We start from the raw sequence: 22,864 nt of genomic DNA, 5'->3' as shown, positions 1-22,864 counted from the left end.
CCGGCGGTGCAGGCCCATGGTCCGCACACAGGGGAGCAACGGCCATGAACATGCCCCATGCCCGACTGATCGCGCTGCGAATAGTCCGCTCCTTGTGGTTCACGCCCGCCGCCTATGCGGTGCTGGCGGTGGCGGTTCTGCTGCTCGCGCCGGCAGCGGCGGTGCTGCTGCCCGATGAATTCAACGAGCTGATCGGGCTGGATGGCGTCGATGACCTGCTCGGCGTGCTCGCCAACACGCTGCTGGCGGTGGCGATCTTCTCGCTGGGCATCATGGTCTCCTCGCTGCAGGCGGCGGCCTCTGCCGCGACACCGCGCGCGCGTCCGTTGATGATGCAGGACCGCACCGCGCAGAACGCCATTTCGGTGTTCATCGGCGGGTTCATCTTCTCGATCGTGGGCACCGTGGGGCTGTCTACCAGCTATTACGGCCCGCCCGCGCGCGTCATCCTGTTCATGACGACCTGCCTGGTGATCGTCTCGGTGATCTATGCGCTGCTCCGCTGGATCGGACGGCTGAGCAATCTCGGGGACGTCTCCGAAGTGGTCGACCTGCTGGAAGGCGCGGCTGACAAGGCGTTTGCCGAACTCGCGCACAGGCCGTTATTGGGCGGAGTGGCGCTCGAAGCGATGCCGGACCTGGGCGTTCCGTTGCGCGCGGCGCGGTTTGGCTTCGTTCAGGCGATCGACGATCAGGTGTTTGCGGCGCTGACCGCTGAGCAAGACATGGACATCTATCTCGCTGTCCGCCCCGGCACCTATGTCGATTCGACCACCATCCTGCTCAAGACATCCAAGGCGCTGGACGAGGATACCGTTCGCTCGGTGCGCAATGCCTTCGTCATCGGCGGCGAACGCACCTTCGAGGCCGATCCGCGCTATTGCCTGATTGTGCTGTCCGAAACCGCGTCCAAGGCGCTGTCCGCCGGGATCAACGATCCCGGGACCGCCATCGATGTGCTGGGGACAGCGCTTCGGGTGCTGGCACAATGGAGCAGCGAAGCACGCAAGACGGTAGCCAGCGCGACCTGCCCGCGGCTGCATGTGCCGCCGGTTCGCGTCGAGGAGCTGGTTGGCGATGCCTTCCGCTGGATCGCGCGCGACGGCGCAGGCCAGCTCGAGGTCCAGATCCGCCTGCAAAAGGCGCTGCAGTCGCTCGCCGCGCATGATCCGGCGCACTTCGGTGCGGCGGCGCGGGCGATGTCGCACGAGGCGTTCGAACGCGCGAAGATCGGGCTGGCGCTGCCTGGGGATGTCGAGACGCTGGAGCGGTTTGTTCTCAAGTGATGGCGTTTGCTAGCGACTCAAATCCTCCCCCAGCTTGCTGGGGGAGGGGGACCGCCCGCGCAGCGGGGGGTGGAGGGGAAGCGGGATAGTGCTCCGATTGATCGCTGTGCCAAATCGCTTCCCCTCCACCGCCTGCGGCGGTCCCCCTCCCCGAGGCGAGCTCGGGGAGGATTTTCGGCTGAGCGATCCCGCCACCTCCCCCCTTGCCCCGGGCGCCTGCGTTCCCTAAACGTTCGTTGGTGAACAGTCTCGCCCCCGCATCCGAATTTCCGCCGCCATCGCCGCAGGACCCCGCCTATCTGCAGGGGCTCAACACGCTGCAGCGCGAGGCGGTGCTGTCGTCCGAAGGGCCGGTGCTGGTGCTGGCGGGCGCGGGCACGGGCAAGACCGCCGCGCTGACCGCGCGGCTGGCGCACCTGATCGCGACGCGCCGCGCCTGGCCGTCCGAGATCCTCGCGGTGACCTTCACCAACAAGGCCGCGCGCGAGATGCGCGAGCGCGTCGGGCGGATCATCGGCGATGCGGTCGAGGGCATGCCCTGGCTGGGCACCTTCCACTCGATCGGCGCCAAGATGCTGCGCCGCCACGCCGAACTGGTCGGGCTGCAGAGCAATTTCACGATCATCGACACCGACGACCAGTTGCGTCTGCTCAAGCAATTGATCCAGGCCGCCGACATCGACGACAAACGCTGGCCCGCGCGCCAGCTCGCAGGTTGCATCGACCGCTGGAAGAACAAGGGGCTCAATCCGCCCGAGCTCGATGCCGCCGAGAGCGAGCTCTACGCCAACGGGCGGGGGCAGGAGCTCTACACCGCCTATCAGGACCGGCTGAAGGCACTGAATGCCTGCGACTTCGGCGACCTGCTGCTGCACATGCTGACATTGCTCAAGACCGACCGCGCGGTGCTCGAGCAATACCAGCAAAGGTTCAAGTACATCCTGGTCGACGAATATCAGGACACCAATTCTAGCCAGTATCTGTGGCTGCGGCTGCTCGCGCAGGCGCGCAAGAATATCTGCTGCGTAGGCGATGACGACCAGTCGATCTATTCCTGGCGCGGCGCCGAGGTCGCGAACATCCTGCGGTTCGAAAAGGATTTTCCCGGCGCACGGACCATCCGGCTCGAGCAGAACTACCGTTCGACCCCGCATATCCTGGGCGCGGCTTCGGGCCTGATCGCCTCTAACAGCGACCGGCTGGGCAAGACCTTGTGGACCGAGGTCGATGCGGGCGACAAGGTGCGCGTGCTCGGCGTATGGGACGGGCTCGAAGAGGCGCGGCGCACCGGCGAGGAGCTCGAGCGGATCACGCGGCAAGGCACCAGCCTCGACAAGACCGCGATCCTGGTGCGCGCCTCGTTCCAGACTCGCGAGTTCGAGGACCGGTTCATCGCCATCGGCATGCCGTATCGCATCGTTGGGGGTTTCCGCTTCTATGAGCGCGCCGAAATCCGCGATGCGCTGGCTTACTTGCGCGTCGTCAACCAGCCCGCAGATGACCTGGCGTTCGAGCGGATCTTCAACACCCCCAAGCGCGGCCTGGGCGACAAGGCGCTGGAAAAGGTGCACCGGCTGGCGCGCGCCACCGGGCTGCCGCTGAGCGCCGCAGCGTTCCAGATCCTCGACAGCGACGAACTGCCCGCGCGTGCGCGTACCTCGCTCACCAGCCTGATGCGCGGCATCGCCCGCTGGCGCGATCTGCTGTCGACGATGAACCCTGCTGACCTCGTGCGCCAGATCATGGACGAATCAGGCTATACCCAGGTGCTTCAGGCGGAAAAGTCGGTCGAGGCATCGGGACGGCTCGAGAACCTCTCCGAACTCGCGCGCGCGATGGAAGAGTATGAAAGCCTCGGCGATTTCCTCGAGCATGTCAGCCTGGTGATGGACAACGAGGCCTCGGCAGACGAGGCCAAGGTCACGATGATGACCATCCATGGCGCCAAGGGGCTCGAATTCGAGCATGTCTTCCTCGCCGGATGGGAGGAGGGAGTTTTTCCCTCGCAGCGTTCGCTCGACGAGGGCGGGCTCGCCAGCCTCGAGGAAGAACGCCGCCTCGCGTACGTGGCAATTACGCGCGCGCGCAGCACGTGCACGATCATGCACGCGGCCAACCGGCGCATCTATGGTCAGTGGACCAGCTCGATCCCCTCGCGCTTCATCGGCGAGCTGCCGGCCGAGCATATCGATGAGGAAAGCTCGCTGACCGGCGGCGCGTCGCTGTGGCGGGCGGGGCTGTCAGAGCGCGACGATCCGTTCGCGCATCTGGCGCGCGATCCCGAACGCGCGGCGCGGCGCGGCCCCGGCTGGCAGCGCGCGGCGCAGACGCCTGGCGGGTTCAACACCACCCCGCAGCGTGTCGCCGAGGCGCGCACCAGCGCGATCAGCCTGGGCAATGCCGGGCGCAGCGATGTCGATATCGGCACCCGCGTCTTCCACCAGAAATTCGGTTACGGGCTGGTCGCGGAGAAGGAAGGCAACAAGCTCGAGATCGATTTCGAAAGCGCGGGCCGCAAGCGGGTGATCGACAGCTTTATCTCGCTGGCGTGATCGTTCGTTGACCGTCACCCCCGCGTGCGCGGGAATGACGAGGGTAGGCGGCGCGGACCCAGCCCTCAGCGTTTGCGGCTGTCCATGTACCACAATGCCCCGTGCAGCGCGAAGCCGCCGCCCAGGCCTGCCAGAAAGCCGATCGAGGGCTGGCCCATCAGTCCGCCGACCACGGTTCCAACCAACGTCCCCAAGGCCATGAACACGCCGCCACCGCGTACGGGGGGGCGATCGTCCGGGCGGGCAGGGGTTTTGCGCGTATCGTTCTGCATGGCCCAGCCCTTGCCACGGCTGGCTCCGATTTGCCAACGCGAAGTGAGGCGGAGCGCCACCGCAAAACACTAACGCTGTATTTACCAAGCCGGTTGAGCCTTCTTGCACGCCCGCGCGTTATCCCTGTTCGAACCGCAACCAGCAGGGGGGGCGGTTGTACACAGGAACACACAAGCGGCCATGAACCTGCCTTATATCGGAACCCGCGAAGCCTATGACGACGCCTGCATGCTGCTCTCGCGCTTCGGCGAGACCGCCGGCCTCGAAGCCTCCGACCGCGCCGAAGCCGCCCGCGCGCGCGGCAACCACATCCACTTCTGCCATTGGCGCCAGATCGAACGGCTGCTGGTGATCATGACGATCGACCAGAGTATTGGCACGATTCACTGAGGGGTGGGTTGAGTGAGGAATTGAGGAATTGAGGAAATTCCCCACCGCAGCCCCTCCTCGTCACCCCGGACTTGATCCGGGGCCCAGGGCCATCCTTGATTGCCGCTTGCCCGGAAACGCTGGGTCCCGGGTCAAGCCCGGGATGACGGAAACGGCGGGACGGCAGGCGTGTTTCGGTAAAGTCTGACCACGCCTTATTCCGCTCAGGCTGAGCGGGTGTGGGGCCAGCTCGAAAGAGCGGGGCGGGTTACGGACCGCCCTCAGCCCACCGCGTTCACCACCCCGCCGCTGACGCTCCAGTCGGCCCGTCCCGCCAGTGGCACCGCCTCGAACAGCGATGCGTCTGTGCCGGTCATCCACACCTGGCCGGAGCGATCGGCAAGCTGTTCGTACAGCGCGGCTCTGCGCACAGGGTCGAGGTGCGCGGCGATTTCGTCGAGCAGCAGGATCAGGCGGCTGCCACGGCGCGTGGCGACCAGATCGGCATGCGCGAGGATGATCGCGATCAGCATCGCCTTCTGCTCGCCGGTCGAACACAAAGCCGCTGGCTGGGCTTTCTGCCGCATGGTGACGATGAGGTCGTCGCGGTGGGGGCCCGCAAGCGCTCGCCCTGCGGCCCGATCGCGCGCACGGCCTGCTCGCAGCGCAGCGGCGAGCGCATCCGCCTCGACCGGGCCCTTGCGCTCGAGCGCCAGCGTGGGCTGCGCGAACGGACCATCGGCGAGCGCATCGATCTGCACCTCGAGTGCTTCGAGCGTATCGGCGCGCGCCTCGGCGATCGCGCCGCCGTGCTCGGCCATCCGCGCCTCAAGCGCATCGATCCAGCCCGGATCGATCGCACGGGTTTCGCCCAGCAGCCGGTTGCGCTCGCGCATCGCGGCCTCGTAGCGTGCGGCGTGGCGCGCGTGCGCGGGGTGCAGCGCCAGCACCAGCCGGTCAAGGAACCGCCGCCTGCCGCCCGCGCCTTCCAGGAACAGTCGGTCCATTGCCGGGGTGAGCCACACCACCGCCAGCCAGTCGGCCAGTCCCGTCGCCGCTGCCGCGGCGCCGTTGACCCGCACCAGCCGCCGTGAGGGCGCGTCGGCGTTGGTGCCGGTGCCGATCTTGACCTCTTCGCCGGCAAGGCTCGCCGAGATCGCAAAGCCGCCGGGTCCCTGCTGGCGCGCCATCTGGTCGATGCTGGCGCGGCGCATCCCGCGCCCGGGGGCGAGCAGCGATATGGCTTCGAGGATGTTGGTCTTGCCCGCACCGTTGTCGCCCCAGATGACGTTGAACCGCGCGCCCGCCGCGATGCGGCTGGCTTCGTGGTTGCGAAACTGGCTGAGGGACAGGTTGGAGAGCGCCATGTGGGCTAGGCTATAGCCGCAAGTCAGGGCGATCGCGCGCAAAATCGCTTCGGTTTGCGATGGGCCGGGAGGTCACTCGCCAATTTATCGTGAATATTCCCAAAACTTCGCATTCAGCTTTGGGCAAGATTTGTCACTTCGCGTAAAAGCTACTGATTTGGTGGGCTTCTTCAAACTGGCACGCCCCGTGCAATGCTTCTGGCATCTCCCGACGGACACTCCCGAGGGACCCCAACACCAGAAAGGACCTTCATCATGTTCTCGCTTTCGAACCTCAACAGCAACCTTCTCGCCGCCGTCTGCGCTTTCGCGGCCTCGGCACTTTTCATCGGCCTGAGCGTAGGTCCGGCAGAAATCGGCACCATGGCGGTGATCATCGCCTGATCCATCCTTTCAGTCCTTCCATCCGCTTTTAAGGGAAAGCCATCATGACCAACCGCTCGTTCCATCTCGACAAGTCCAACGGCAAGCTGATGGGCGTGTGCTCGGGCATCGCCAACTATTTCGACTGGGATAGCAATCTGATCCGCATTGCCTTCGTGCTGGCTGCCCTGTTCGGGGTCGGCGCACCGGTGCTGATCTATCTGATCATCGGCCTGGTCGCCTCGGACCGGTGAGAGGGGCGGCAGCCGCCCCGCAGTTCAGACTTTCGTGCTGAACGGGGTGAAATCGGTGGCGGTATCGAACACATCGACGCCCTCGCGCCGCTTCAGCCAGCCGACAGCCAGATAGGTCACCGGGGTCAGCACCGCCTCCCAGGTGACTTTCAGCAGCCAGTTGGTGATCATCACGGTGATGACTTGCCCGGTTTCCCAGACGCCCCAGAAGGCGAGCGGATAGAAGATCAGGCTGTCGACGCCTTGGCCGACGATCGTCGAGCCGATCGTCCGGGTCCACAGCATTTTCCCTGAGGTCCACACCTTCATCCGCGCCATGACATAGCTGTTGACGAACTCGCCCGCCCAGAAGGCGATGATCGAGGCGAACACGATGCGCGGCACCTGGCCGAACACCGATTCATACGCCGCCTGTCCGTCCCAGCCTTGCGCGGGCGGCAGGCTGACGACCACCCAGCTCATGAACGCCATGAACAAAAGCGCGCCAAAGCCGGCCCAGATCACGCGGCGCGCCCGGGCATAGCCATAGATCTCGGTCAGCACGTCGCCGATCACATAGCCCAGCGGGAAAAACAGGATGCCCGCGCCATAGATCCATTGCTCGCCGCCGATGGTGATGAACGTCGGCTTGGCCGCGCCGATCACGTTGGACAGCAAGAGCACCGTAACGAACGCCGCCATGACGAAGTCGTAATAGCGGAAGCGGTGCGTGGCAGGGTCGAAGCCGCTGCCTAAGGGCAGGGCTGAACCTGTGGGATCGGGACCGGCGGAGGCGGGGCGGGCGGGCTGCATCGAGCATCGCCATATCGCGGTTTACACGCCCATGCAAAGCCCGCTATTGCGCCCCATATCAATCGGTGCGCGCCCTTAGCTCAGCTGGATAGAGCGCGAGACTTCTAATCTTGAGGCCACAGGTTCGACTCCTGTAGGGCGCGCCAAAATTCCCAGAATATCAAAACATTTCAACATGTTATGATTTCCAGGATGGGCCGCGTCTATCTTTGTTCCCACATTACTATACCACATCGTCATGTCAGGTAGGCGTCCACGACACCTGATCCGGCGAGGTGCAACCTACCATTTCCGCTGTCGGCTGCCGGAGAAACTGGCTTCAGCATTGGCTATTGCCGAGTTGAGCCGGTCGCTGCACACTCGCGAGCCTGCCGAAGCCCGTCGTAGGTGCCTTGCCGCAACGTACTGGTTTGCGGCGCTGATCGAGACATTGAGCAAGATGCCAAACCCGACCCGCGCCGATCTCGAAAATGCTGCCCGGCGATATTTTGGTCAGCTCGCCAAAGCCGTTGACGTGCCGCGTGGCTTCGATCCGGACTATGTCGATCAAGAGGTCGCCTACAACATCGAGATGAGCGATGACCGTATAAGGCAACTAGATTTTCAGCTGGTCAGCAATGAGTTCGATCCACTCGTTCACAACGAAGCTGGCCTTCTTTCGGAGGAGCTTGGATCGACATTCGCTGAGCTGCCAGCCGAGCTAAAGGGATATGCACTCAAGCTGGCGGCACGTGCCGAGCGGGAAAAGCTGCAGTTGCTAAAACATCTTCTGCTTAAGCCGACCGCCCCATTCAGCGGCGATGATCTGTTATTCTCGCAATCCCAGCAGCCGACATCATCGGTTGCAGCCAGCCCTCAAAATCAATCTGAAACCGCCGGTCCATCACTGGCTGATTTGGTAAGAGAGTACACGCGGCATATGCACCAGCGGCAGCTTGGGCTCTCCCACGTTGATGAGGTCGGGCGCGTTCTCCAATGGATGCTGGAAGTTCTGGGGCATGATCAAGACATCAACTCGGTCACCAGAGCGGACGCCCGAAAGTTTCGGGATGATATATGCCGGATGGATAGGGCGCTGCGGGGCCAAGGAAGGCCATTCAGCGAAAGGCTGACTTCGATCACTGACCGACAGATCAAATCGGCCACATCAACCAAGTATTGGCGATCAGTTAGCGCCTTCTTCAATTGGGCGCACTCGGAGTTCGACGAGGTTAAGACCAACCCGGCCGAAGGGCTCATTCTCAAACCGAAAAAGGGAGAGCAACCGAGCACCCCTAAACCTTATTCGCCGGACGAGTTGCAGCGTCTGTTCAAGACGCCGCTGTATGCGGGATATCTTTCCAACCACCGGCTGGCCACACCCGGCTCTTGCATCCGGCGCGAGGGGCGTTGGTGGGCAGGAGTGATCATGCCGCTGACTGGCCTTCGGGCTGGCGAGCTATCTCAGCTATTGCCGACCGATTTCATGTTTGACCATCCGGTGCCCCACTTGAAGGTGCGCCGGGAAGACGGCAGCGGTAAGGATACCAAGCAAACCAAGAACAATGCATCGGTTCGCGATTTGCCGTTGCATCCAGTCCTGTTGCAGCTCGGGCTCCAAGAATTTGTAACTCTGCGTGGTAGCCGGTACCCCAAGGATCGCCTCTTCCGGGAGTTCCGGCTTGGAACGCGTGGCAAGATCAGCGACGGGATGACGAAGTTCTGGTCGCACTACACCAAGAAGTTCGATCTTTGGCTGCCTGGCCGGTCTACCCATGTGTGGCGACATACCGTCGTGGCGTGTTTGCGGACCAACGGAGCGACGAACGAAGACATCGGTGCCCTGGTTGGCCACGCGCCCGATACCATGACTGGACAGTATGGCGGTGATCAGCCGCTGACCAGAAAACTGAAAACCCTTGAAAAGCTAGATTATGGGTTCGATCTCCTCCACCTGCTGGGAGGGCCATGGAACAAAAAGGTCCATTGGTAACGATGCCAATCCCGTGCGAATGATCGAGCTGACAAACGGTCGGGGTTGACATGGAAGCTCTTGTCCGTGCACCGTTTCGAAAGCGGCGGATCAGATGACTGGCAAGCCACGCAGAACCCCAGCTGGTGTCTATGGCCGTATCAATTTCCTCAGGGCCGAAAGTTCACTCTCTAACAAGCCCCCCGGAGAAGCCTGAGCCATACCCACCGAGTGATCTGATAGCCCAGAGTATGGAGTACGGAGACCGTACTATCCTGGTGACAGTACCGTTTCCTGACACGATAGCTCTGATCGCAGAAGTCAGAAATGAGCATCTGGCAAATCCATCTTCGACGGGGGGAGGAGCAAAAAAGATCTACAAGGGGGTGGATAAACAGCTGCAGGAATTCATCGAAGTCACCAAAAAGGAGACGCTCCTTGTCCCCAAGCCGTATGTTGTCGCAGGGGAGCACGCGAAGGCTGATTTTTGGATAGCGTACAATTCGGTAGAGCCACTGCATCGCGCCCATCTGACCCTAACGAGAAGGCCAGGCCAAGATTATGGGATATGGACTGTTCGGTTGGAGTTTTCGGTGAGTAAGGCCTCTCCGCACGGTCTCGTGCAGTTAACTGCAGCAGTCGAAGAAGCCCTACCTCTTGTTTTCGAGAAGGTCCTGCCAGATTTTCGGGTATCTCGTGTTGATGCCGCAATTGATCTTGTCGGCATCCGACCGATTGATGTTATCTCCCGTATCAAGAAGCCCGGCAAACGATTGGTCTACGTCGGAGACCACGGGGAGCCGGAAAGCTTGTATCTTTACGAAAAACGTAAGCTCCTGAAAGAGCCCCCCAAATCGCTCTCTACAAAAACGACCGGCCCATTCCGCCTCAAACTGTATGAACGCCGAGACTATTTTAAGCAGCTTTTGCTCGAACCACCATACGCCGGTTGTCCGGTAACCCGTGTGGAAACGACCAAAAAATGGACCAACAAGACGCCATCGAAGAGGCCAGCGCTGTCTAGCTTGGCGAACCTAAGCAATCTTTTCGCCGGAACACATGTGGCCTACGCAGCAAGTCTTGCTGCCAGCCAGCAGAAGCCGCAGGACTGGCTTGCATTCTGCCTCGCGGCATTCGGCGGCGGCGTGAGGACAGCCCAGCACAAATGGCCGGGTGGCGTCGGGCTCAACTTTCGAAAAACCTATTCCACCTGCCCCGGCGACCTTGTCCACCCGGATTGTTGGGATCGATGGCAGGATGGCCTGAACTACACCGGGCTAGGCGATTGGATAGTACTGGCGGGGGCCAAGGGATAGCCGGTTTGCAGCTGGCCGAGTATGCAGTTAACTGCACGGGGTGGGTAAATTCGGTAGTGCAAAGCCGATTTCCCTTTGTTGATGCCGGTCAGGTCATATCGTTTCACGGACAAACCACCATTTATCCGTGAAGCGGCCCATGACATCCTTTGTTTCGTACCTCCGAGTATCCACTGATCGCCAAGGCGCGTTTGGCCTTGGGATCGAAGCCCAGCGGGAGGCGGTGCGGCGATATGTCGAAAATGTCGGCGGTTATCTCTTGGCAGAGCACGTGGAGGTCGAGACGGGCAGGTCAGCCACCAGACCGATTTTGCTGCAATCAATTGCACAGTGCCGGAAAGAAAAGGCAGTGCTGCTGATCGCTCGCCTGGATCGACTGGCGCGATCCGTCACTTTCGTGTCGTCGCTGATCGACAGCGGCGTTGAGTTTGTCGCTGCTGACAATCCGGCTGCCACGAAGGTTATGCTCCAGATGCTCGCGGTGTTTGCGGAATACGAACGCGATCAGATAGCTGCCCGCACCAAGGCAGCGTTGGCCGCTGCAAAGGCGCGCGGGGTCATTCTTGGCCAGAATGGGAAGGTCCTGGCCGCCAGCCGCCGGGCGGAAGCACAGAATTTTGCCGAAAGCATGCGCAGCACCATCGAAGAGGCAATCGACAGCGGCAACGCAACCTTGAAGGATGTGGCAGCCCATCTGAACATGAAAAACTACTGCACCCGAGAGGGACAGCAGTGGACAGCCCAGACGGCGCAGAAGGTAATTCAACGCCTTGGCCTGCGAACGGCAGCAATGAAACAAAACCAGGGGGCGACCGATGCTCTATGATGGTCTAAATTCATCATGGCGATTGCCTGAAACGCTAGGAAATCTGCCAAAAAATAGGTCTAATGCTGCCTATCTTGCGTGGCTGCTTAGACGCAAAACGCAAAAGCCAGTTTTGAAGCGAAAATGGGGACAATTATGAAGGGCGACAAGAAGCGAATGCCAGCGCCTCGATCCCCGAAAAGTGCAGTTAACTTCACGCCAGTGTGATTGTGCTGGCCGCGCGTCTGAGCTGAGCCAGCCGTGAAGTTAACTGCAGCGAGCTTGCATCTTATCTGCAAAGGCGGTCCGACCGCTTGTAGGTGCGCAGCTGGCGGCGATGGCGCAGCCACGTCTATCGGCGCGTCTTCAACGCCGACGTCAGCAAATCGGCCACCCACGCCAGATCGCTGTCCGACAGAGCCGAAAGCCTCACTGTCAGTTCGACAAGCGGACGCCGCATGTCGCGGCCTGGGGCAGGATCGACAATGAACAGCTGCGCGGGATCCACCTGCAGTGCCTCTGCCAGCTTCTCGATTGTGGGAAAGCGTAATCCAGTCCCGCCTGTTTCGATGCGGGAGATCATGTCGGGAGACATGCCCGTCAGCTCAGCAAGGCGCTGCTGGGTAAGGCCACGCGTCCGCCGATGACTGGCAACCAAAATTCCGACGCGCTTACGAAGGTCCATCACCTGCTCCTGCACCCGGCATAGGAGAGGGCGGCGCTCGACAACACGAACCAGAATTGCGAAAACGGTCTCCATCCGACTTCTACTTGCGGAAGTCCGTCATCCCGCTACGCTTTTTGCCGGAAGTATGAAGTGTAGTGCGGAGAAAAGTATGACGACGAGTGTCGCGCCCAGGCAATCAGACGGCCAATCCACGGGAGCCAATCTAAAGGTTTTGTTCTGCTGGATTTTCTCGGCGGGCGTGATCTTGCTCGGGCTGGCTGGGGCAATATCCCCGCAAAGCTGGCTTAACGACCGGGTAGCTGGAGCCCTTTACATGGCCGGGGGTGCTTTGCTTCTGCCTCCTGTTTTGCGACGGCTCCGTGTCCGCTATCCGCTTGTTCGTCCTAGCATCGTGCCCCTGATCTTCGGTGCGCTGTTGATACCGATATCTTTAGCGATAGCAGAGCCCTTCAAGCCGTCGGCAAGCGAGCAAGCCGCGCTGCGAGAAGCTGCGATCACGGACGCCAAAGCTCACTTGGCGAAAGGTAACGCGACCGCTGCACGGATGGCCCTGACAAAATTTAGTGTTAGCCGCGACAAAGATCGCGAGATCGATGCTCTGCTGACAGCGATTGATGCGAGCAAGGCACCGGCGAATAGTCCCGACCAATCCAAAGCGGCAGCGGCGCTCACGAAGACACCGCCCCCGCCTGTGATGCAAGATCCGGCGTCAGCGTATGCAGAGCGGATCGAGACATATTGGTTGCCCGAGGTTGGCGCGTTGCCAGATGCACCGCCGGCCGACGATGAAGCATTCGGAAAGCTTCTAACCCAGATTGATGGGTTGGTTGTAAACGTGGAGGATGGAGCAGACCTAGAACTGAGCCCGAAGCAGAAACTGCTGCGATCCCAGCTGATGCAAGAGCTGGGCAGCAAGCAAGCCAGTCTGCTTCCTGCAATGCGGCGGCGGTATTCCGAGGCATTGGATGAAAAACTGTTCAGGCGAGATGTCAGGGTGACTGTTAGCGGGACCACATTAAAGCTCGTTGGTGGTATGTTCGTTCGCAATGCTAATGTCGAAGATACCCAAACGGTGCTAGCTCCCGTCGTAAACCGGCTCAGGTTTCGCCGTGTAGAATATCGCTGGAACCCGCAAATCGGTGATAGCCTGTATTACGATCTCCAGCCGCCATCTGATCGTGCGGTGGCCAGATGGGATGGAACTGGATTTGTCACGGCCACTGACTGACCTATGCTGAAGTTAATTGCACAAAGACCGGCTGAGGTTGCGCAATTAACTTCACAGAGGGTGCCACCTCTCTATCGTTAATGACGGGGCAGAAGTCCTGCGGCCTCCCGATATGGAGGTCACGATGATGTTTCCCGATGCTGCCCTGTTTGACTATTTCCTGCTCGATCTTGCCGACGGGATTAGAGGTGATCCCACCCCACTAGCCGACCCCCTCCCATGTGACCGGTGGATTGCCCGAAGTGCGTTCCAAAAGGCCATCCGGCGCGGGGAAGTGGCCCTTGCTCAACGCGCCCTGGCCAATCTGTATGGACATGACCCCCGGGCGATTTGGCGTCATCTGGTGATCATCGCCGTTGAAGATGTCGGCGTTGCCAATGTTGATTTGCTGGCGCAGATCGTCGGAGCCCAGCGCGATAGGTCATGGCGTATCAGCATGGGTGGGGACTGGTCGGTGATGGCCGAGCTTGTCCGGCAGATGGCCGACAGCAACCATTGTCAGGCTGCCTGTGATTTGCTGCTACGAGCAAGCAACGACCCTGCGCTTGAGCCCGTGCGGGAGTGGGCACTTGACGCCAGCATGTCCACGCTGACGGCGGCGATGGCGGACAGCACGTTGCCACTGGTTGATCGCGGCATAGCCGCCTTGGCAGTTGGGGGCGGGCTGGCAGAAGGCCAGCCGCATTCCGACCCAGCAGCTGTCTTCGAGGTCATGGCTGAGGCGGGCAGCTTTTCCCATGTGGTCGCCACCTGCAAGCAGGCATGGAGGGTATCCAGAAACCCGATGGCGTTGCTGCTGCCGTTGGTCTGGCAAGCGTGGTCACAAGCTGGCGGAACACAGCTCGTGAAGGATGACCCCATGGTGGCCGTCCAGCTCATTGAAGGCGTCCCTGGTTATGCGCTGGACCAGTTCACGCGGACGGGCAACCAGATCAGCCGGGCCATCATTGCTGGGGATCAGGAATTGCAGCACTTACTCGCACAAGCTGGAATAGCGAAATCAGTTTGGCCCCGGATTGTCGGCGACGTTCTATTTCTGATCGAGGGAGGGACAACGGTGAAGCGAATAGCCTGGGATAAAGCTGAGCTTTTGCGTCATCCGAGCCGTTGGTTGCCAGCCGTTGCAACCCTTGGCCACCATCTCCCCGCAATTCTTCGCCATTGCCAAGATAAGGGCAGTCAAATCGCAAAGGTGCGGCCTAGGTACCTTTCTACCTCGAGCGCTAGCCAGTAACCTCAAAACTGGCTGACTTGGTCAGAAGGTGGGCGATTTAGCTCGCCAATAAGGTTAATCGGCCTAGCGGACCTGCTTGGCAGCTTAATCTAATGTCCCCGCTAGTGTTGATCACAGCGGCTCGAGGTGAGGTTTACGGCTACTGTTGCAATACTCTGCATCGGCATCCGACACGCTCAAGCCAACCTCGTCCTTCATGAAAAAGGTAACGCAAACATTTGCCTCACGTGCATTTGCGATTGCCTGCACCAGCGCGCGAGCTTTGGGCGCTCGTTCGTTCCTACCGAGCTGGAAATTTACGTCAACCAGAGCGTCCCTGTAGGCCTTGGCGCGCCTTTCTTCGGCTGCTGGCAAAATGCCTTCTGATTGTTCAAGTGCCAAAAATTGATCCTGAATGTTCTTTCGAAGCGCCTCCCGCTGCGCATCGCTGGCTTTTCCATCCAGAAATGGCCCCATGAATTCGGCAACGTTACGATCGAATTGTTGAGACACGTCGACGAACTGCATCACCATTGCGGAGCGCTGCGTCTGCTGGGTTTGATAAGAGAATACGAAGTACTGCCCGATCAGACCGAGGGCGCTCACGCCCACGGCTGAGACTATTGGCGCAAACCAATTCTTCGCCTTCATGCTGTGGCGGCGGGGGCTTGCAGGACTGGCACCGGTAGCAGACACAGCGATCAACTCTCCTACTCGGCACGCATGGTTGTCGAAAGGCCGGTCGCATTATGCGCGTCTCGGGCAGCTTCGCATACCATTTTCCAGTCTTGAAGTCTCATTAGCTTCAATGCACCCTCGACCTTCTCGGACACCATAATCGTGCATTCGTCCCCACCTGCTGCCACAGTGTTGGAGATGGCGATGGTTGGAGGAGCCAGCTGCGCACCCGCATTCGCAGATAAAGCTGCCGATAGCAATGCAGCAATGACCAGAGGTTTAACGGTTTGGTCGATCAACCGCTGAAAGCCGATTGAGTTTATGTTCAGCTTCAACTCAGGCGCTGCGTCCGGATCCCTGCGTAGGCGATCGATCGCATCCAAGAAACTTATCTCGGTGGTCTGGCCACCCTCGAGCGCGAGCAACACACCGCTAACGTAGTTCACAAACGTCTGGATGTTGTAATCATCGAGGCTTGAGAATTCATCTTCAGAGGTATTCAGCCGAGCTGTAAACTCATTCTCAAAGGCGTACTGGTCGTATCCGGCTCGCAGGATTTCCTTCCTTAAACTGCGGTCAAGCTGCATGATGGGGTTTGGGGTGCCGAACTTTTCTCGGACGTCTCGGGAAAAGGCGGCACGTGGTTTGGACCGTAGCCATTCAATCTTTCGAGCAGGCGTCGCATAGCCGGGATAAATAGCTTCGTTTCGAAGCATTTTTGGCTTCCCGACAATTTCGCCGATCAGCACTTCGTCATAGTAGTTTGGCCCCGGCACAACGATTATAGTTCCGGGCTCCATATCCCAATAGAGCCGCTTGATCGCTCCCACATACCGACCGAGACGCTTGCGCTTGTCCTTGCCTATGTAGGCGTTCAGATCATCAGCGGGTTGAGGGCCGGTCTTGTCATCTTGGAGCCAGTCTGAAATGGCCACTGAGCGAACAACCATTTGTCGAAGCACTCGGTCATCTGGCGCAGGGCTTGAAAACTCGAGGTCCAGGCCGGGAAACTCAAGAAAAATATGCCTCGACCGCCTGAAATGTTCGTATAGCCAGTACCGCCGCCCCGGTTGCACGATGTAGATGTCCTCTTGGTCACCCACCATGCGAGTGGCAATATCGACGGTTACCCGGCCGACGAAATCGGAGTGCTTCAAAATGTGCTTCCTTTACGCATTCGATGGGCCTTCATCTCGGTCCGTGTCAGTTTTCAACGATTGACGCAAGATTGCTTCCAACAAGCGAGAGCGTGTGTGTTCGCCAGTTGTGATGCCGGCTTCAAGCTCATCGCACACCGCCATCAATTCATAGACTTTAACGACAATTCGGTGCTGCTCAGCAAGCGGAGGCAGCGGGATCGGATAAGCGCGGACTGTCGACATGTTGACCCGAGGAGCTGCACCCCCCGTTGTGCAAGCTTTTGCTATTGAGGTGATAAAGGGTGAATTCAGGACTAATTCGAGAAAGTCCGGGCGTGTTTCAGCTCCCGCGCGAATAAGCATCAAGCGTTGACCGAGGCACAGCCGGATCCCGGGCGGTATAAGACACGCTATGCCCAGAATGCCTCCTTCCCGACTATAGAGAATGTCATCCACGAGTGGTTCTAGCCTCTCGATGCGTTCAACATACTCTTCCGGACTGACGTAACGTGGAGCCGACAAGTCCAGAGCACCGGGGCGAAGCTGGTTCGTCCGGATGCAGATTTCGCCCTGTTCTTTCCATTTTGGCGTCGTGTGGGGGCAATCGACAATATATGCTGATAGCTGTGCAAGCGGCGCGACCTGCCATCCCCCCGGCAACGAAATCGTTTTGCTAAACTTTTCGAAAACGGCAGGGTCAATACTGCTGGCAGCGGAAAACTGCCGAAGTGGTGGCACATCTGCAATTTCGTCAGCGGGATCTTGCTCGGCAAGTTTGCCAAGAACGGCAAGGTTGAGGATGGTTTGGCGAAGTTGCTTAATCTGGTCCGCGCGGGTGGTAAGTGGGGCGAGGTTGGCCAGCGTGAAGCGAGCGTCGGCCACGAACATTTCAGGGTCGGGGGTGTTGAGCCGAGCAAGGGTGGACAGCGTGAACGTGTCACGCGCCGCTTCGCGCGCAGCTCGTGCCGCTTCAAGCTGATCGCACAGCGCCATCAACTCATCGACTTTGGTAACAATGCGGTGTTGCTCGTTGTGCGGTGGCAAAGGGAAAGGCAGTTGAAGGAACCGATTGAGGGAGATGCCGCCGATTACTCCAGTCATCCGAGAGCAGAATTGATCGTAGAAGAAACCGCTAAGGTAGACACACAAGACGTATCTAGGTGCAATTTGGCCCCATAACTCGTTTGCGATCAGCTTATTGCCGAAGCAAATTTCCCTGTCGCACAGGCCAATTTTGCGACCTGCGCTACCACCTTCAGCACAGATTAGCGGCGTATTTGGACGCGCGGTCTTAAAGCGTTCCTCAGACGTGGGGACGAGAAGCCCATTGCTGTAAGCTAGTTGGTCGAAACCATAGCCCACATCCTTCGTCGCGATAAAAGGTCGGCCATCTTCTGCACGTGAAAACCGTTCGCGCGTGACTTCGTTTATGCTGCTGCCAGAAAAAATGTGACCGGTTTCACCAAGTGGCAACCACAGCCAACTAGAAGGAACCTCAAACGGAATTTCACTACCGAGTTCCAGCCCTTTACGTTTGCGCATTTCCTTACGAGCAACTCGTATTGCCCGCTCGCTTTCAAATGCTTGGAGCAATTTCGATGCCGGTTCTTCCGATGCATCCTGTTCCACCAACTTTCCGCGCACGGCGAGGTCCAGTACGAACCGCCGCATCCGGGCGATGGCATCGGGCGCATCCGCGATCCGCGCATAGTGTTCCAGCAACAGCGCAGCGTTCATCGCGCCAGCGCCTCGGCCAAAATGGCTTTCAGTTTATCACGTAGGTCCGCCGTTTTTGCTTCCGCCATGTCCAGCGCCGCCAGCAATTCGGAGGGCGCCCCAAGATCGGCAACGACGCTGTGCGGGTTCTTGAAGTCGAGGTTATAGCCGCGCGCCTTTACCTGATCGATACCGACCTTCCACGCCTGCGGCCCTTCCTCGCGCCCCTTGCGCTCGCCGCCGCCCCACCAATGGACGCAGGGTGCGAAATGCTCCTGCCGGATGGGTCTCGTCATCGAATAGGCCTTTTGCCCGTCCGGCACCTGATGTTCATAAAACCAGATGTCCTTGGTCGGCTCGCCTTTTTCAAAAAACAGCAGATTGGTGCCGATGGAGGCGTAGGGCTTGAACACGGAGTTGGGCAGGCGAACAATGGTGTGGAGGTTGCACTCCTCGAGCAGCGCCTCCTTCAGTCGGGTCTTCACGCCTTCGCCAAACAGGCTGCCATCCGGCAACACGATAGCCGCGACACCACCCTTGCGAAGCAAGCGAATGAACAGGGCCAGGAACAGGTCGGCCGTTTCACGGGTGCGGAAATGCTGCGGGAAATTGCTTTCGATGCCGTCCTCTTCCTTGCCGCCGAACGGCGGATTAGTGAGGATTACATCAACGCGGTCCTTTTGCTCCCAAGAGATATAGGGTCGGGCCAGTGTGTTATCGTGGCGTACGAAGCTGGGGTCTTCCACGCCATGCAGCAGCATGTTGGTGACGCAGAGCATGTGCGGGAGAGGCTTCTTCTCCACGGCGCGGAATGAAGCCTGCATCAATACCTCGTCCTCGGGCCGCTTCACATAGCGGTCGCGCATATGCTTCATGGCGCAAGTGAGGAAGCCGCCAGTGCCGCACGATGGATCAAAAATGATCTCGCCCGGCTTGGGGTCGATACGGTCAACCATGAAGGCGGTGACTGCACGGGGAGTATAGTATTCCCCGGCGTTGCCAGCGGATTGCAGGTCGTTGAGCAGCGTCTCGTAAACGTCGCCGAAGTGCTGGCGTTCGGAAAGGTTATTGAAATCGACGTTGTTGATCTTGTTGACCACCTGCCGCAGCAGGTGACCGGATTTCATATAGCTGTATGCATCCTCGAAGACATCACGCACCACGCGGCGGCGATCACCGGGCAGGCCCGTGGGCTTGAGGTCTTTCAGCGCCGGGAACAGCTCCTCATTGACAAAGGCAAGCAGCGCCTCGCCGGTCAGGCCTTCAGGGTTGGCGGCCCATGTACGCCACTGGAATTGCTCGGGCACGGGCGACTGATAGCCGTCGCGCATCAGTTCCAGTTCCTGATCCTGATCGTCTATGATTTTAAGGAAGAACAGCCAGCAAAGCTGGCTAATGCGCTGGGCGTCACCATCGACGCCGCTGTCTTTGCGCATGATGTCCTGAATGGATTTGACGAGAGTGCGGACCGACATGAATTAAGCAACTTCCTGATATAGTTCGTTTTGCAAGGCATGGACGGCATCTTCGAAGCCAGCCTTCCCGCCAAAGGCCATGATGAGCTGTACGGGGGTGCCCAGCGTATTCAAGGGTGGAATACGCAGCACGTTGGTATCATCGAGATTGAGCATTCCTTCATCGGCATACTTGGTCAGCAGGGCATCGAGCACGGCGCGGGCCTGCTCGCCATATTTGCCGAAAACGTCGCGTTTTTGGACATTGTCCGCGCGTTCGCGGCGGGTCAGCGGCTTGCGGTCAAAGGCGATGTGGCAGATGAGGTCGAACGGGTCTAGGTCTTTGCCTAGCTCGTCAGCAATCACAGCCAGTTCTAACCCTTCGGCGCTCAATTCATCAATCAGGGCTTGTTTGCGTTCGGCACAATTCCAACGATTGAGGAATTCATCCAAGCTGGCGAAGTGCTTGCGTAAGGCCTTTTTGGTAAAGTCGCGCAGGCTTTCAGTGACAAGTTTGCCGCTTTCGTCCAGATATTCGACCCGCTCGGCAACGATGACCACTGGCACTCCATCGACATAGATTTTGCCTTTTTTACCGGCGTCCCCGGCGATGGTGATGTCGTTGCCATCATCAATCAAAACTGCATCTCCACCGGCCTCACCGTTTTCGCTGGTCTGATTGTCATCTTCATCCGCGCCGGAGATAGTGTCCCCCCCATCGGGGGGTATCACTGGATCGTCCGGTCCAGGTGCGTAAATCTGGACGGGTTCGCCGTCAAAATCGGGATCGGCAAAGTGGTTCGTCGCCCCGCGAAAATCCATCAACGTGAAGAAATACTTGCGAGTGTCCTCATGCACCCGTGTGCCGCGCCCGACAATCTGCTTGAACTCAGTCATCGAGCCTACGTCGCGGTCGAGCACGATCAGGCGACACGTTTGTGCGTCAACGCCGGTCGATAGCAGCCGGGAAGTGGTGACGAGCACAGGGTAGCGGCTTTCCGGATCAATGAAGTTGCCAAGCTGCGCCTGTCCTTCTGGATCATCGCCGGTGATGCGCATGACATAGCGGGAATTTTCGGCAAACAGGTCAGCATTCTCGTTGATGAGCGCCTGCCGCATACGAGCAGCGTGTTCCTGATCGACGCAAAACACGATGGTTTTCTGGTATCGGTCGCCGCTGGCCCTGAGGAATTCTGTAACCTTTTTGGCCACGAGCCTGGTTCGATCATCCAGCACTAAGGTCCGGTCAAAATCCTTAGCATTGTAGATACGGTCTTCAATCTCGATGCCGTCGCGGTCTACCTGACCCTTTTCAGGCCTATACCCTTCAACATCACGGTCGATGTGAACCTTGATGACCTTGTATGGCGCGAGGAAGCCATCGCGGATGCCTTGCTTCAGGGTGTAGCTGTAAGCGGGCTTGCCGAAGTAATCGATATTGGAGGCGTAGGTCGTCTCCTTGGGCGTGGCGGTTAGCCCGATCTGCGTTGCATCGGTGAAATGTTGAAGGATTTCGCGCCATGCGCTATCATCGGCGGCGCTGCCACGGTGGCATTCGTCGATCACGATCAGGTCGAAAAAGCCGGGCGAGAACTCCTTGAACAGTTTTTTTTGCTCTTCTGGGCCGGTGATCGCCTGATACAGCCCCAGATAAATCTCGTAAGCGGTATCGACGCGCCGCTTTTTGTCCATTGCGAGGGTCAGGTCGATCTTGCTACCATCCGCCCGCTCAATGGTTTTTGCGTTGGCAGACAGTTTTGCCATGGCTGGGCCAAATGGGCGGAAATCGTTGACCATGGTCTGATCGATCAGAATGTTGCGATCAGCGAGGAACAGTACACGTTTTTTGTGCCCGCCCTTCCACAACCGCCAGATGATTTGGAACGCCGTGTAGGTCTTGCCAGTGCCGGTGGCCATGACAAGCAGTACGCGGTTTTGACCCTTGGCTATGGCTTCCATGGCCGCATTGACTGCGTTGACCTGATAATAACGAGGCTGTTTTCCAATACCATCGTCGTAATAATCTTCGAGGACGATCTCCTCGCCCCTGGGTGTCAGACCCTTCCATTTAGCATATCTGCCCCATAGTTCGTCAGGTGACGGGAAGGCATCAAGGCTGAGGTTGGTTTCGACAGCATCGCCCGTGCCAGTGCGATCATGGAAAACGAAGCCATCGCCGTTTGAGGCAAAGACGAATGGTATGTCCAAGGTTTCCGCGTACTCGAGTGCTTGCTGAATGCCTGCCCCGATGCTCTGCCCATTTTCCTTCGCCTCGATGATCGCGAGTGGAATGTTGGGCTTGTAGTAAAGAACATAGTCAGCGCGCTTAGCCTTGCCACGGTGCACCATCTTACCGCGCACTATGATGCGACCCTTGGTAAAGCTAACCTCCTCCCTGATCTGCGTCATTTCATCCCAGCCAGCCTTCTTAAGGGCTGGAGTGATAAATTTTGTGCAGATATCTCGTTCGCTCAGAGGCTTCTTGTTGATCATTGGATCTTGTCCTTCGGTACAATGACTATAGCTTGATCCACATCAAAGCCAGTCTGCGAGGACAAAAATCAGCGAGATGGGGCGAATGTGCAGCTTGCAGCTAGGCGGCACGGCCTAGGCACGGCCTAGGCACGGACCAGTCTCGGGACACCTATGCATTCTTCGATACCCTATGACTTCACCTGCTGTTACGGCCAAGAGCGATGTAGCGCGGACGTTCAAACTTGAAAGGTTGGAGGGGCGGTCAATGAAATTGAACCGGCAGCAAATTCATGAGCAGGCATTACAGGTGTTAGCTGACCATCCCCAGGGTATCCGATGGGTTGACCTGCTGCGCGCGGTCGAAGCGCGGGCGCCTGATACGCCCCACAACAGTGTGCATGGCGGCATTCACAATTTGCTCACAACGCGAACGAGCGACATTGTAAAGGTCGCGCGCGGCACATATCAGCTAGCAAAATATGTGGTGGCCGATAATGCGATTGCAAATGTTCACGAGGCTGAAGTCATTTCTGCTCCCGTCCGGTCAGACACACCAGCGGCTGAAACGCTGACGGAGCAGGACTTCTACCAGAGCTTTGCGGAGTGGCTGGAGGAAAACGATGAGGCCACGGTGGCTTCTGCGCTGGGTGGCAGCAGCCTTGGCGGAAAATGGGGTACTCCGGACGTCATTGGTGTTCTGAAGCCCCGAGCGCAGGATATATTCAAGTTTGAACCGCAGATCGTCACCGCTGAGATCAAAGCGGTTCCTAGCCAGCCGGTTGTGGCGTTTGGCCAAGCAGTTGCTTACCGTTTGTTCTCGCACAAGAGCTATATCGTGATCCCAAATTCTACGAGCAGCGACGATATGAGCCGGCTCAAATCTCTTTGCAGCATTCATGGGGTCGGCCTGGTCACATTTGCGTTGAACAGGGAGCAACCTGACTA

Annotated in this window: 20 protein-coding genes and 1 tRNA gene; 12 read left to right on the top strand and 9 right to left on the bottom strand. The window is 59.0% G+C overall.

All coding sequences use genetic code 11. The features are described 5' to 3' along the window. Positions 1–44: 44 nt before the first annotated feature. Both QUV11_RS06460 and QUV11_RS06455 read left to right on the top strand, forming a co-directional pair. Positions 45–1,286, top strand: a complete 1,242-nt coding sequence (locus QUV11_RS06460) for a DUF2254 domain-containing protein (RefSeq protein ID WP_300881151.1) — start codon at positions 45–47, stop codon at positions 1,284–1,286. A 239-nt stretch (positions 1,287–1,525) separates the two neighbouring features. Then, entirely contained in the window at positions 1,526–3,838 is a 2,313-nt protein-coding gene (locus tag QUV11_RS06455) for an ATP-dependent helicase (RefSeq protein WP_300881150.1), read from the top strand. 65 nt (positions 3,839–3,903) lie between these two features. On the opposite strand, the gene QUV11_RS06450 is transcribed toward QUV11_RS06455, so the two are convergent. After that, positions 3,904–4,110 carry a hypothetical protein gene (locus tag QUV11_RS06450; RefSeq protein WP_300881149.1) on the bottom strand — a complete coding sequence of 69 codons (207 nt, stop codon included), beginning with the start codon at positions 4,108–4,110 and terminating at the stop codon, positions 3,904–3,906. Between the two features lie 181 nt (positions 4,111–4,291). Between QUV11_RS06450 and QUV11_RS06445 the strand changes: the two genes are divergently transcribed. Then, positions 4,292–4,501, top strand: a complete 210-nt coding sequence (locus QUV11_RS06445) for a hypothetical protein (RefSeq protein WP_082382143.1) — start codon at positions 4,292–4,294, stop codon at positions 4,499–4,501. Positions 4,502–4,761: 260 nt separating this feature from the next. On the opposite strand, the gene recF is transcribed toward QUV11_RS06445, so the two are convergent. Then, positions 4,762–5,847 carry a DNA replication/repair protein RecF gene (gene recF / locus QUV11_RS06440; RefSeq protein ID WP_300881147.1) on the bottom strand — a complete coding sequence of 362 codons (1,086 nt, stop codon included), beginning with the start codon at positions 5,845–5,847 and terminating at the stop codon, positions 4,762–4,764. A 255-nt stretch (positions 5,848–6,102) separates the two neighbouring features. Here recF and QUV11_RS06435 point away from each other — a divergent pair, with 255 nt between their 5' ends. Both QUV11_RS06435 and QUV11_RS06430 read left to right on the top strand, forming a co-directional pair. Continuing rightward, on the top strand, positions 6,103–6,231 hold the full coding sequence (locus QUV11_RS06435) for a hypothetical protein (RefSeq protein WP_300881146.1): 129 nt from the start codon (positions 6,103–6,105) through the stop codon (positions 6,229–6,231). Between the two features lie 44 nt (positions 6,232–6,275). Next, a complete protein-coding gene (locus QUV11_RS06430; protein ID WP_300881145.1) occupies positions 6,276–6,464 on the top strand; it encodes a PspC domain-containing protein in 189 nt (62 codons plus the stop codon). 24 nt (positions 6,465–6,488) lie between these two features. Here QUV11_RS06430 and QUV11_RS06425 read toward each other — a convergent pair whose 3' ends face one another. Next, the gene (locus QUV11_RS06425) at positions 6,489–7,256 is read right to left on the bottom strand and encodes a queuosine precursor transporter (protein WP_300881144.1); all 768 of its coding nucleotides are present in this window, start codon (positions 7,254–7,256) and stop codon (positions 6,489–6,491) included. 69 nt (positions 7,257–7,325) lie between these two features. Here QUV11_RS06425 and QUV11_RS06420 point away from each other — a divergent pair. The 4 genes from QUV11_RS06420 to QUV11_RS06405 all read left to right on the top strand — a co-directional run bounded on the left by QUV11_RS06420 (position 7,326) and on the right by QUV11_RS06405 (position 11,349). Then, positions 7,326–7,402: transfer RNA gene (locus tag QUV11_RS06420), tRNA-Arg, on the top strand. Between the two features lie 92 nt (positions 7,403–7,494). Then, a complete protein-coding gene (locus QUV11_RS06415) occupies positions 7,495–9,228 on the top strand; it encodes a DUF6538 domain-containing protein (RefSeq protein WP_367279845.1) in 1,734 nt (577 codons plus the stop codon). 230 nt (positions 9,229–9,458) lie between these two features. Further along, positions 9,459–10,523, top strand: coding sequence for a hypothetical protein (locus QUV11_RS06410; RefSeq protein WP_300881142.1), 1,065 nt, complete (start codon positions 9,459–9,461; stop codon positions 10,521–10,523). A gap of 139 nt (positions 10,524–10,662) precedes the next feature. Then, on the top strand, positions 10,663–11,349 hold the full coding sequence (locus tag QUV11_RS06405; RefSeq protein ID WP_300881141.1) for a recombinase family protein: 687 nt from the start codon (positions 10,663–10,665) through the stop codon (positions 11,347–11,349). Positions 11,350–11,680: 331 nt separating this feature from the next. On the opposite strand, the gene QUV11_RS06400 is transcribed toward QUV11_RS06405, so the two are convergent. Continuing rightward, a complete protein-coding gene (locus QUV11_RS06400) occupies positions 11,681–12,088 on the bottom strand; it encodes a helix-turn-helix transcriptional regulator (RefSeq protein ID WP_300881140.1) in 408 nt (135 codons plus the stop codon). Positions 12,089–12,164: 76 nt separating this feature from the next. On the opposite strand from QUV11_RS06400, the gene QUV11_RS06395 reads away from it, so the two are divergent. Beyond that, positions 12,165–13,244, top strand: a complete 1,080-nt coding sequence (locus QUV11_RS06395; RefSeq protein ID WP_300881139.1) for a hypothetical protein — start codon at positions 12,165–12,167, stop codon at positions 13,242–13,244. Between the two features lie 124 nt (positions 13,245–13,368). Further along, positions 13,369–14,478 (top strand): hypothetical protein, encoded by a 1,110-nt coding sequence (locus QUV11_RS06390; protein WP_300881138.1) that lies wholly within the window; start codon positions 13,369–13,371, stop codon positions 14,476–14,478. 111 nt (positions 14,479–14,589) lie between these two features. Here QUV11_RS06390 and QUV11_RS06385 read toward each other — a convergent pair whose 3' ends face one another. The 5 genes from QUV11_RS06385 to hsdR are packed head-to-tail and all read right to left on the bottom strand — an operon-like array spanning position 14,590 to position 21,937. After that, entirely contained in the window at positions 14,590–15,108 is a 519-nt protein-coding gene (locus QUV11_RS06385) for a hypothetical protein (protein WP_300881137.1), read from the bottom strand. A 59-nt stretch (positions 15,109–15,167) separates the two neighbouring features. Then, positions 15,168–16,292 (bottom strand): hypothetical protein, encoded by a 1,125-nt coding sequence (locus tag QUV11_RS06380; RefSeq protein WP_300881136.1) that lies wholly within the window; start codon positions 16,290–16,292, stop codon positions 15,168–15,170. Positions 16,293–16,304: 12 nt separating this feature from the next. Then, positions 16,305–18,011: a restriction endonuclease subunit S gene (locus tag QUV11_RS06375; protein WP_300881135.1), complete on the bottom strand. Its 1,707-nt coding sequence runs from the start codon at positions 18,009–18,011 to the stop codon at positions 16,305–16,307. Next, on the bottom strand, positions 18,008–19,465 hold the full coding sequence (locus QUV11_RS06370) for a class I SAM-dependent DNA methyltransferase (protein WP_300881134.1): 1,458 nt from the start codon (positions 19,463–19,465) through the stop codon (positions 18,008–18,010). Before QUV11_RS06370 ends, QUV11_RS06375 begins: the two co-directional genes overlap by 4 nt. Positions 19,466–19,468: 3 nt before the next feature. Further along, positions 19,469–21,937, bottom strand: coding sequence for an EcoAI/FtnUII family type I restriction enzme subunit R (hsdR, locus tag QUV11_RS06365; RefSeq protein ID WP_300881133.1), 2,469 nt, complete (start codon positions 21,935–21,937; stop codon positions 19,469–19,471). Positions 21,938–22,184: 247 nt separating this feature from the next. Here hsdR and QUV11_RS06360 point away from each other — a divergent pair. Then, positions 22,185–22,864, top strand: a 680-nt coding sequence (locus QUV11_RS06360; protein WP_300881132.1) for a hypothetical protein, incomplete at its 3' end; no start/stop codon positions are given.

Origin of the sequence: Blastomonas sp., assembly GCF_030373265.1 — a bacterium.
Taxonomy (GTDB): Bacteria; Pseudomonadota; Alphaproteobacteria; order Sphingomonadales; family Sphingomonadaceae; genus Blastomonas.
Note: the sequence above shows the minus strand (reverse complement) of the source record. Positions and strands in the feature narration are given on the sequence as shown.